Genomic DNA, 11,165 nt, shown 5'->3' with positions numbered 1-11,165 from the left:
TGAGGTAGGAGGTCTGACTTATTTAGGTGAAAAATTATGTATGTAGTTTTAAATGGGAAGAAAAATAATATAAGTATCATTTTATAGTGTGGGGAGGTTAAAAGTGTGAAAGGTAAAGATTTTCACACGAATATATATGGGTTATGTAGGATTATTACTTTCAGGAGCAGCTTTATTTTTAAATAGTCTTGTTATATTAGGGAAAGCAGAGATGAAAAGTGCGGGTGTTTTTAATTTATTTGTGGGTGCACTACAAATTATTATTCCGTTTTATTTGATTATGATTTCTGACCAAAGCAATTGGACAGTGTATTCATATGCGGCTACTTTCTTATTTGGATTAACTTATTTATATGTAGGTGTTACTTTTATAAAAGGAATGGATAGTAGTGGTCTAGGATGGTTTTGTATTTGGGTAGCAATTATAGCCTTATTCTATATGGTTGTTTCATTTGTTCAATTCCATGATGTTGTTAATGCGTTAACGTGGTTTATGTGGGCATTACTTTGGTATTTATTCTTTGTATTAAATACACAAAAGAAGAACATTAATCAATATCTTGGAAGGATTGCCTTCGTACAATCATGGGTAACATTGACTTTACCTTCACTCTTTTATTTTATGGGAGTGTGGGGAGAGGGATTCGTATATGAATTATGGGTTTATGTATCTGTAATTTCTATTTTATACTTCTGTTATTGTATTTATAAATATCGAGTACGTTAATATATTATCTGTATAAAGGCATGGAATCGTTAAACGAATTCCATGCTTTTTATATGTTAGCACTTATAATAGAGAGGTAGTATTTTACAATTTGCTAAAGTGGGGATGATGAAGTTGAAAAAAGTATTGGTGCTAGGGGGAACAAGATTTTTTGGTAAATATTTAGTAGAAGCACTTTTGCAAGAGGGGCACGATGTAACGATTGCGACGAGAGGAATTACGGAAGATTCTTTTGGCAGTAGAGTAAAAAGACTTATTGTAGATAGGGAAGATGAAAAACAACTAGCAGAGCGTCTAGGAGATAAAAGTTATGATATTGTATACGATAATTTATGCTATAGCTCGAATGCAGCGAAGGTAATATGTGAAGTGTTACGAGGGAAAACGAAGAAATATGTTATGACATCTTCAATGGCCGTCTATGAACCTGCCCTAAGCTTATCAGAAGAAGACTTTAATCCGTACGAGTATGCAATCGCGTATGGAGATAGGAATGACTTCAATTATGGTGAAGGAAAGAGATTAGCTGAAGCCGTTGTATTTCAACATGCAACATTCCCAGTCGTTGCAGTGCGTTTTCCAGTTGTTATTGGAGAAAATGATTATACGAAAAGGTTACAATTTTACGTTGAATGTATTGTGAACCAAAAACCTATCGTTGTGGATCATGTAGATGGAACTTTGTCATTTATACATGAAAAAGAGGCAGGAGAGTTTCTAGCTTGGTGCGGAATGGCAAATGTGAGAGGACCAATTAACGCCTGTAGTAACGGAGTAGTTTCTATGGAAGAAATTATTCATTTCATAGAAGAGAAGACAGGAATAAAAGCACTCATTCAGAAAGCTGGGGGAAATATAGCTCCTTATAATGAGGTAACTAACTGTACGTTACATAATGGAAAGGCTCGTGAATTCGGATTTTTGTTCCGAGAGCTGAAACTAGAAATAAAAAATATTTTAAAACATTATATAAATACAATGAAGTAATCATAAATCCCCCGGTGGCAATCCGGGGGATTCTGGAGGATTTCGACAATACTGATTTTACATTACCAAATTTACCTTATACGTACGACTAATGTTTTTGTGATTGAATTGCTTGTAAATACTTCTCGTTTACTTGGTCCCAGTTTACTGTATGCCACCAGTTGGTAACAAACTCTGGGCGCCTATTTTGATACTTTAAATAATAAGCATGTTCCCATACATCAATTACGAGTAAGGGGATTTTCCCTTCTTGCAAAGGCGTATCTTGATTTGGTGTACTCATAACAGAGAGTTCCTCACCGTCAAGAACAAGCCATCCATAGCCACTTCCAAAACGACTAATAGCTGCTTTGGAAAGTTGATCTTTTAAGTTGTCAAAGGTATTGAAATAATAATCAATTACTTTTGCAACGTCTCCATTAGGCTCACCGCCACCTCGTGGGCTCATCACTTCCCAAAAAAGACTATGACAATAGTGACCACCACCGTTATTTCGTACAGCTGTAACAATTTCCTTCGGTAAAGCATCTAAATTACATAGCAATTCTTCTAAAGATTTATTATGTAATTCAGTATAATTTTCTAAAGTAGCATTTAAATTGTTTACGTATGTCGCATGGTGCTTTCCATGATGAATGGCAAGTGTATTGCTATCGATATGTGGCTCTAGTTCATCATAGTCATATGAAAGCTTTGGCAATTGAAATGAAGACATAACATTCCCTCCTTTCGACTTAAAAAGTTGGTCTAGGTAAAAACACTTTACCTGAGTCAAAAATACACCTATTTTCCATATAAGTCAATAGTAATTCCATTAATTTTCTGAAAAATATTACAATAAAAGTAACACTCTCACTTTCATTTGTGACTCCTATCCTTTTTGCTTATACTGTAAAGTAGCAGGGTTTTGTTGAAATAGAAGGAGATTGTTTATGAGTAAAACGAAACAATTAATAGAGGAAGCAAGTAATTTTATTACGATTTGTTATAAGGAGCTTCATAAAGAACAATTGATAGAAGAACGTATAAAAGAAATTCAAATTGAGATAGAGAAGACAGGGACATATGAGCATACATTTGAAGAACTTGTTCATGGTTCACGAATGGCATGGCGTAACAGTAATAGATGTATTGGAAGACTATTTTGGAGTAAGATGCACATATTAGATGCGCGCGAAGTAAATGATGAAGAGGGTGTATATAATGCATTAATTCATCATATTAAATATGCAACGAACGACGGAAAAGTTAAACCAACCATTACGATTTTTAAGCAATATCAAGGTGAAGAAAATAATATAAGAATTTATAATCACCAATTGATTCGATATGCAGGATATAAAACAGAAACGGGAGTGATTGGTGATTCTCATTCCGCTACATTTACGGACTTTTGTCAGGAGCTTGGTTGGCAAGGAGAAGGTACGAATTACGATGTATTGCCACTTGTGTTTTCTATAGATGGAAAAGCGCCTATATATAAAGAAATTCCGAGAGAAGAAGTAAAAGAAGTGCCAATTGAACACCCGGAATACCCTATTTCATCACTTGGAGTAAAATGGTATGGTGTTCCAATGATTTCAGATATGCGTTTAGAAATTGGCGGTATTTCTTATACAGCCGCTCCGTTCAATGGATGGTATATGGGAACAGAAATTGGGGCGCGCAACTTAGCAGATCATGATCGTTATAATTTACTTCCGGCTGTTGCGGAGATGATGGATTTAGATACATCGAGAAACGGTACCTTATGGAAAGATAAGGCGCTAATTGAGTTGAATATTGCCGTACTACACTCCTTTAAAAAACAAGGAGTTAGTATTGTTGATCACCATACTGCTGCACAACAATTTCAGCAATTTGAGAAGCAAGAAGCTGCTTGTGGTCGTGTTGTAACAGGTAATTGGGTATGGCTTATTCCACCATTATCTCCAGCTACCACCCACATTTATCATAAACCGTATCCGAATGAAATTTTGAAGCCAAATTTCTTTCATAAATGATATTTAGTGTAGGTTTTTTCTGTGAAATATAATTTTTTTTAATTACTGTTATGTAGCAAATGGAAGCCTTTACTCTCGGTTATTTTTGGAAGAGGCTTTTTGAACCAAGGAGTTCCTTATGTTATAATCAAATTTCTGTTTCGAAGACCTTATAGAAATATAAGGTCTTTTGTTTTGCTTTTATATGTAAGAGGAAGAGATTCTTTCTTTTTAATAAGGGATTTGGCATATTTTTAGGGACAACATAAGTGTGTGGGAAGTCGATAAAATGTTATGCATATATAATTATTGTGTTTTGGTTTTAAACAATAAAACATAATAAAGTTGTTTTTTTAGATTGCTGAGGAAGGAGGAAGTGTAAATGAGGATGAAGAGTCGAAAAACTGATTGGCCTGTATTTATTATTAGTGGTGGTTCACTTTTATTATTTGTAATTGCAGTTTTTTTGAACAAGGATTATGTAGAGAGTGCGATTAATAAAAGTTTCGCTTTTTCAATTAAATATTTCGGTGCCTTCTGGCAAGTTTTATTATTAGGTACATTTATTGTTGCGATGTGTATGGCGTTCTCCAAATATGGGAGAGTTAAGCTTGGAGGATTAGAAAAACCTGAGATTAGTACGGCAAAATGGCTTGCTATTATTATGTCTACATTACTTGCCGGAGGTGGCGTTTTTTGGGCAGCAGCAGAGCCAATGTATCATTTGATGACGGTGCCACCAATACATGATGGTATATCTGCTGGAACGAAAGAAGCAGTCATGCCTGCTTTAGCACAAAGTTATATGCATTGGGGATTTTTAGCATGGACGATTTTAGGTACAATTAGTGCGGTAGTTATGATGTATGGACATTATCATAAAGATATGCCGCTAAAACCTCGAACGCTTTTATATCCTATTTTTGGGGAAAAATTAAGAAAGAGCCTGCTTGGAACGATAATTGATGCAGCTGCAATTATTGCAGTAGCTGCAGGTACAATTGGCCCAATTGGATTTTTAGGTTTACAAGCAAGTTATGGATTACAAGAATTATTTGGAATTTCTGATGTGTTTACTACTCAATTAGCAATTATTGTTTGTGTGGTGGCCGTGTCTACCATATCGGCAGTAACAGGTATTGATAAAGGGATTCAAATTATAAGTAATTTAAATGTTAGATTAGCAATTGTATTAATGGCATTCATATTACTATTTGGGCCAGGTGGATTTATTATTGATTCGTTTGTTTCTTCGTTTGGATTTTATGTAAATGAATTTATACCGATGAGCACATACCGTGGTGATGCAAGTTGGTTAGGATCTTGGACAATCTTTTTCTGGGGATGGTTTATTGGATACGGACCAATGATGGCAATTTTAGTGAGTCGAATTTCAAGAGGGAGAACGATTCGAGAAATCATCGTTGCAATTGGAATTATCGCACCTATTATTACAACGTTTTGGTTTACTATATTAGGTGGATCAGGCGTGTTTTATGAGTTGATGAATCCTGGGTCTATCTCGGACGCATTAAGTGAATCTGGTATGCCGGCAGCTATGATTGCAATTACAGGACAATTGCCACTTTCTAATATTATTGGACCAGCATTTCTTTTATTAACAATTTTATTTGTAGTGACAACAGGAGATTCAATGGCGTATTCCATTTCAATGGCAGTGACTGGAGACGGAGATCCTAGAATTAGTTTGCGAATTTTTTGGTCGCTTATTATGGGCGCAGTTGCAGCAATTCTTTTATATATGGGTGAAGGAAGTATTAATGCGCTACAATCGTTTATCGTGGTGACGGCAGTTCCGGTATCAATTTTGTTATTCCCAATGCTATGGTTAGCGCCTAAAGTTGCGGGAGAATTAGCATTAAAACAAGGTATTGTAAAAGAAGAAGATAAAACTGCATTCTTATTTCAGAAGGCTAGTAAATCAAAATAAATAAAAACGTAAAAGAGGAAGCATCTTAAATGAGATGCTTCCTCTTTTACGTTTAATCTAATACTTTTCCCTTTGTTTCTGGTACACATAGTAGCATTGTAATTAACCCGATTGGGTAGATGATAAAAATCAAGGACAATGCTCCAAGTAGGTTGCCACCTGTAGCGAGTAAGCCAATAATAACAGGCCCAAATCCAGCTAACCCACGTCCTGTACCGAAAATAAAGTTTTCAGCGGTAGAGCGAGCTTCAGCAGGATAGTTTTCAGCTAAAATTGCCCCAAATCCTCCCATCATTCCATTTGCAAAAAATCCAAGCAATGCACTTCCCCATAATAATAATGTTGAATCTGTGAATAAGAAGAAGTAAATGAGACAGTATACTGTACCGCCAATATAATAGATTGCAAAAGTTTTACGGCGACCAATTTTATCAGCTAGAATACCAAAGATTGCAATTCCAATTAGCATACCGATGGTAGAAATGAACATCCAGCCACTTGCTTTTGCTAATGTATAGTTATATTTATTTGCTAAAATAGTGGGCATCCATGTGAAGATTCCGTAATATCCGAAGTTTTGGATAAACGACATAATAATGAGACCGATTGTTGTAATTGTTACTTTTTTATTGGCAAATAACTTTCGAAGTGGGAATTTTTTTATATGTTTTAGTTGTTCTGCTTCAGTAGTTGTTAATTTACCTGTAGCTTCTTTTTGCAACAGTTCCTTTTTGTAGCGTTGTTTTTGCTCCCATATTTTCGGTTCACTTAAACTTTTACGGACATAGACAGCTAGTAAAGCTGGAATTAATCCAAATAAGAAAACGGCTCTCCATCCAAAGTGCGGGACAATAAATGCTGGAAGGAGTGAAGCAACCAGTACACCAAATTGCCATCCAAGTGCAACAACAGATGTCGCTTTAGCGCGCATTTCTTTAGACCATGTTTCTGTTACAATGGCCATTCCGATTCCGAATTCACCACCAACCCCCATTCCAACTAAAAAGCGCAGAATTAATAATTGCCAGTAGTCTGTTGCGAAATAAATGAGTGCGGTTGCTAGTGAAAACAGTAAGATTGTGAAGGCCATTGTACGAATACGGCCAAATAAATCAGCAATAAATCCAAATAAATAAGAACCAATTAACATCCCTATTGTGGTAGCTAATGTTAAGTTTCCACCTTCAACAGGACTTAAGTGAAACTCTTTTAAAATATAGACAAGTACGAAAGATAATAGCAACATATCTAAACCTTCTGCTGCATATCCTAGCGCAGAACCAAATAATGTTTTATATCTTTTCGCTTTCGTCTCCTCTGTTATTTGTTGTACATCAGTAGTGACGTTCATTATTACTCCTCCTTATTTTCTACAGTCGCTATGGAAGAATAACAAAAGGCCTTCTCACCTGATATGATGAGAAGGCCAAAAAAGCATACGTATCCCCCAAAAAGAACATACGTATATTATATTCCGACTTCCTTCTCAACCTCACGGGGTTGGGTTAAAGGACTGTATTATATTACTTTATTTTTAGCACTCTTCTATTGTATTGTCAAATAAAGAGGAAGTTATTATGTGTAAAATATTTCAAAAAATATTTCGTTCTTCTTGACGCCGACTTCATTATTTTCCCATAATAAAACTAACTAAATAAAAAGGAATGAATCAAAGATGCTAAATTTAGTACTCATGATGATTGAACGAGTCGGACTTATAGTTATTTTAGGATTTTTACTCTCTCATATTAAAACTTTCAGACGCCTCCTTCATAAACAGGATGGCTATGTAGATAAGCTGAAGCTTATTTGTATTTTTTCGGTATTTACAATTGTAAGCAATTACACTGGGATTGAAATAGCAGGAAATACGATTATGAATGAAAACTGGTTACAAGGTGTTTCTTCGTCAAGTACAATTGCGAATACGCGTATTATGGGTGTCGGTATTAGCGGCTTACTTGGTGGCCCTATCGTAGGGGTTGGAGTAGGATTTATTGCTGGTATTCATCGTTATATGCTTGGTGGTACGACAGCGCTAAGCTGCGCAATCTCTTCTATTTTAGCTGGGATTATAACTGGTTATATCGGATATATTTTCAAAAAATATAATCGTACAATTACTCCTAAATTTTCAGCAGTTTTAAGTGTTTTTATCGTATCTTTAGAAATGCTTATGATTTTATTAATTATAGAGGATGGAATTAGCGTTGTGAAAACAATAGCGATACCAATGATTCTTGTAAATAGTTTTGGAAGTTTTATTTTACTTTCTATGATACAAGCTATTTTGCGTCAGGAGGAGAATGCAAAGGCACTTCAGACTCATAAAGTATTACGTATTGCAGATAAAACGTTACCGTATTTCCGCCAAGGCTTAACAGAAGAATCATGTAAGCATGTGGCACAAATTATTCACCGTTTTACAGGAACAGATGCGGTATCCTTAACAGATACAGAGAAAATATTAGCTCATGTTGGATTAGCATCAGATCACCATATTCCTTCACATAGTTTAATAACCGGTTTGTCGAAAGAAGTGTTAAACACAGGAAAAATAATGAAAGCGAAATCACGTGAGGTTATTAATTGTCAACATGAAGGCTGCCCTTTGCAAGCGGCGATTGTAATTCCACTAACTTCGCATGGAAATACGATAGGGACATTAAAACTCTATTTCAAAAATCCTAACCAGTTAAGTCGTGTGGAAGAGGAATTAGCAGAAGGGTTAGCAAAAATATTCTCCACGCAGTTAGAGTTAGGAGAAGCTGAGTTGCAAAGTAAATTACTTCAAGATGCGGAGATAAAAGCATTACAAGCGCAAATTAACCCGCACTTTTTATTTAATGCGATTAATACAGTATCAGCTTTATGCCGAACAGATGTAGAAAAAGCAAGGAAGTTATTATTACAGCTTAGCGTATATTTCCGTTGTAATTTGCAAGGGGCACGTCAGTTATTGATTCCACTAGAACAAGAATTAAACCATGTACAGGCATACTTATCACTAGAACAAGCAAGGTTCCCAAATAAGTATGAGGTAAAGATGTATATTGAGGATGAGCTAAAGACAACTTTAGTACCACCATTTGTTCTTCAACTATTGGTTGAAAATGCATTGCGACATGCTTTTCCGAAGAAGCAACCAGTATGCGAAGTGGAAGTGCATGTTTTTGAAAAAGAGGGTATGGTTCACTTTGAAGTAAAAGATAATGGACAGGGAATTGAGGAAGAACGTTTAGAACAATTAGGAAAGATGGTAGTTTCGTCAAAGAAAGGGACTGGAACAGCTTTATATAATATTAATGAACGTCTTATTGGATTATTTGGAAAAGAAACGATGCTTCATATCGAAAGTGAATTAAATGAGGGGACAGAGATTACTTTTGTTATTCCAAAAAAAGTAGGGGAGGAAGAGCAGATTGTTAAAAGTACTAGTAGTTGACGATGAAATGTTAGCACGTGATGAACTAAAGTATTTATTAGAGAGAACGAAAGAAGTTGAGATAATTGGTGAGGCTGATTGTGTGGAAGACGCATTAGAAGAACTAATGCAAAGTAGACCAGATATTGTGTTTTTAGATATTCAATTATCCGATGATAACGGATTTGAAATCGCGAATATATTAAAGAAGATGAAAAATCCACCTGCAATTGTATTTGCTACTGCCTATGATCAATATGCGCTGCAAGCATTTGAAGTAGATGCGTTAGACTACATTTTAAAACCATTTGATGAAGAGCGTATTGTGCAGACATTAAAGAAGTATAAAAAACAAAAACAAGCGCAAATAGAAACGAAGCACGAAATAAAGGGGACAGATGTAACAGCAGAGATGCATAAATTAGCATTACCAATTGAAGAATCAATCGTACTTGTGAATATTGAAGATATTATATATGTAGGGCTTGTAGATGGGAAAGTCACAGTAAAAACAATGAGGGAAACGTATGTAACACATGATACACTTGTAATTCTAGAGAAGAAGTTACCACAAGCAAGCTTCATGCGCGTACACCGTAGCTTTATTGCGAATATTAATCATATTACTGAAATTCAGCCATGGTTTAATTCTACTTATAATTTAATCATGAAAGAAGGATCGAAAGTACCTGTTAGCCGTACATATGCAAAAGAACTCAAGAAGCTGCTTCGTATTTAAGAAGCAGCTTTTGTATTTCATCCTTTTATATTTGTAACTGATTCTGTATATTTGACGTTCTGTTATGTAAACGCTTACTTATACGTTTGTATCCTATACAATAAAGGTACCAAATCGAAAGAGGTGGCCAAAATGAGTACGAAAAAAGTATATAGTTTCTTATCACAAGCATTCATATTCTCAGCTATTATGTTAATTTCTAATATTATTGCAACACATTTACCAATTCCAATGCCTTCATCGGTAATCGGGTTAGTTATTTTATTTAGTCTATTATGTTTAAAAGTTATTAAATTGGAGCAAGTTGAATCACTCGGAACAGCTTTAACAGGTATTATTGGATTCTTATTCGTCCCATCAGGTATTTCAGTTATTAATTCTCTTGGTGTAATGGGGCAATACTTTGTACAAATTTTAACTGTAATTGTTGTAGCAACAGTTATTTTACTCGCTGTAACAGGGTTATTTGCACAATTTATTTTAGGAAAAGATGAAAAAGAAACAGAAGATACAAAAGAATTGAAAGTAGTAAATAAAGGACGCAAGCACGGAAAGGTTGCGTAACCATTGCATTTATATATTGTTAGGAGGTAATGAACATGGCAAGCACAATGACTCCATATTTCGGAATCGTCGTTTCATTAATCGCATACGGAATCGGAACATTATTATTCAAGCATTCAAAAGGGTTCTTCCTATTTACGCCATTATTCGTAGCGATGGTATTAGGGATTGTCTTTCTAAAGGTAGGTAACTTTACTTTTGAAGAATATAATACTGGCGGAAAAATGATTAGTTTCTTCTTAGAGCCAGCAACCATTGCATTTGCTATCCCACTCTATAAACAAGTTGATAAGTTGAAAAAATATTGGTGGCAAATTTTATCAGCTATCGTGGTTGGATCTATTTGCTCAGTAATTGTCGTGTTAATTGTTGCAAAAGCAATCGGTTTAGATACAGCAGTAATGAATTCAATGCTACCACAAGCAGCAACAACAGCAATTGCGTTACCAATTTCAGAAAGTATTGGTGGTATTCCAGCAATTACATCGTTTGCAGTTATTTTCAACGCAGTTATCGTATACGCATTAGGAGCATTATTCTTAAAAACATTTAGAGTGAAACATCCGATTGCAAAAGGTTTAGCGCTTGGAACAGCGGGTCATGCATTAGGAGTTGCGGTAGGAATTGAAATGGGTGAGGTAGAGGCAGCAATGGCAAGTATTGCTGTAACGGTAGTTGGGGTTGTAACAGTAGTTGTCATCCCAATGTTCATACCATTCATTGGATAGTAAAACTTACTTAAAAAACAAGAAAAGCAAGCTATTTGTAGGACAGATTTCTACTGATAGCTT

Annotated in this window: 10 protein-coding genes; 8 read left to right on the top strand and 2 right to left on the bottom strand. The window is 35.3% G+C overall.

Translation table 11 applies throughout. The annotated features are described in order from the left end of the window. Positions 1 to 136 precede the first annotated feature (136 nt). On the top strand, positions 137 to 727 hold the full coding sequence (locus tag ACQGS6_RS16660) for an AmiS/UreI family transporter (protein WP_000542569.1): 591 nt from the start codon (positions 137 to 139) through the stop codon (positions 725 to 727). Between the two features lie 105 nt (positions 728 to 832). Then, the gene (locus tag ACQGS6_RS16655) at positions 833 to 1,714 is read left to right on the top strand and encodes an NAD-dependent epimerase/dehydratase family protein (RefSeq protein ID WP_080450970.1); all 882 of its coding nucleotides are present in this window, start codon (positions 833 to 835) and stop codon (positions 1,712 to 1,714) included. Positions 1,715 to 1,802: 88 nt separating this feature from the next. Here the strand turns inward: ACQGS6_RS16655 and sodA are convergent, their stop codons facing one another. Further along, entirely contained in the window at positions 1,803 to 2,429 is a 627-nt protein-coding gene (gene sodA, locus ACQGS6_RS16650; RefSeq protein ID WP_000094035.1) for a superoxide dismutase [Mn], read from the bottom strand. A gap of 217 nt (positions 2,430 to 2,646) precedes the next feature. On the opposite strand from sodA, the gene ACQGS6_RS16645 reads away from it, so the two are divergent. Together ACQGS6_RS16645 and ACQGS6_RS16640 are read left to right on the top strand one after the other, a co-directional pair. Then, complete coding sequence (locus tag ACQGS6_RS16645) at positions 2,647 to 3,717, top strand: nitric oxide synthase oxygenase (protein WP_000047625.1); 1,071 nt, start codon at positions 2,647 to 2,649, stop codon at positions 3,715 to 3,717. A gap of 361 nt (positions 3,718 to 4,078) precedes the next feature. Next, positions 4,079 to 5,647 (top strand): BCCT family transporter, encoded by a 1,569-nt coding sequence (locus ACQGS6_RS16640; RefSeq protein ID WP_058840410.1) that lies wholly within the window; start codon positions 4,079 to 4,081, stop codon positions 5,645 to 5,647. 52 nt (positions 5,648 to 5,699) lie between these two features. Here ACQGS6_RS16640 and ACQGS6_RS16635 read toward each other — a convergent pair whose 3' ends face one another. Continuing rightward, positions 5,700 to 6,998 (bottom strand): MFS transporter, encoded by a 1,299-nt coding sequence (locus ACQGS6_RS16635; RefSeq protein ID WP_001103408.1) that lies wholly within the window; start codon positions 6,996 to 6,998, stop codon positions 5,700 to 5,702. Positions 6,999 to 7,322: 324 nt separating this feature from the next. Between ACQGS6_RS16635 and lytS the strand changes: the two genes are divergently transcribed. The 4 genes from lytS (at position 7,323) to lrgB (ending at position 11,102) form a co-directional block, all read left to right on the top strand. After that, complete coding sequence (gene lytS / locus ACQGS6_RS16630) at positions 7,323 to 9,092, top strand: two-component system sensor histidine kinase LytS (protein ID WP_000933589.1); 1,770 nt, start codon at positions 7,323 to 7,325, stop codon at positions 9,090 to 9,092. Further along, the gene (locus tag ACQGS6_RS16625; RefSeq protein WP_000921840.1) at positions 9,070 to 9,810 is read left to right on the top strand and encodes a LytR/AlgR family response regulator transcription factor; all 741 of its coding nucleotides are present in this window, start codon (positions 9,070 to 9,072) and stop codon (positions 9,808 to 9,810) included. The genes lytS and ACQGS6_RS16625 overlap by 23 nt, the downstream gene beginning before the upstream one ends. 132 nt (positions 9,811 to 9,942) lie before the next feature. Continuing rightward, entirely contained in the window at positions 9,943 to 10,374 is a 432-nt protein-coding gene (gene lrgA / locus ACQGS6_RS16620) for an antiholin-like murein hydrolase modulator LrgA (protein ID WP_000104901.1), read from the top strand. 35 nt (positions 10,375 to 10,409) lie between these two features. Continuing rightward, the gene (gene lrgB, locus ACQGS6_RS16615; protein ID WP_426965329.1) at positions 10,410 to 11,102 is read left to right on the top strand and encodes an antiholin-like protein LrgB; all 693 of its coding nucleotides are present in this window, start codon (positions 10,410 to 10,412) and stop codon (positions 11,100 to 11,102) included. Positions 11,103 to 11,165: the final 63 nt, after the last annotated feature.

Source organism: Bacillus sp. GMs2/2 (genome assembly GCF_050172095.1).
GTDB lineage: Bacteria > Bacillota > Bacilli > Bacillales > Bacillaceae_G > Bacillus_A > Bacillus_A cereus.
Note: the sequence above shows the minus strand (reverse complement) of the source record. Positions and strands in the feature narration are given on the sequence as shown.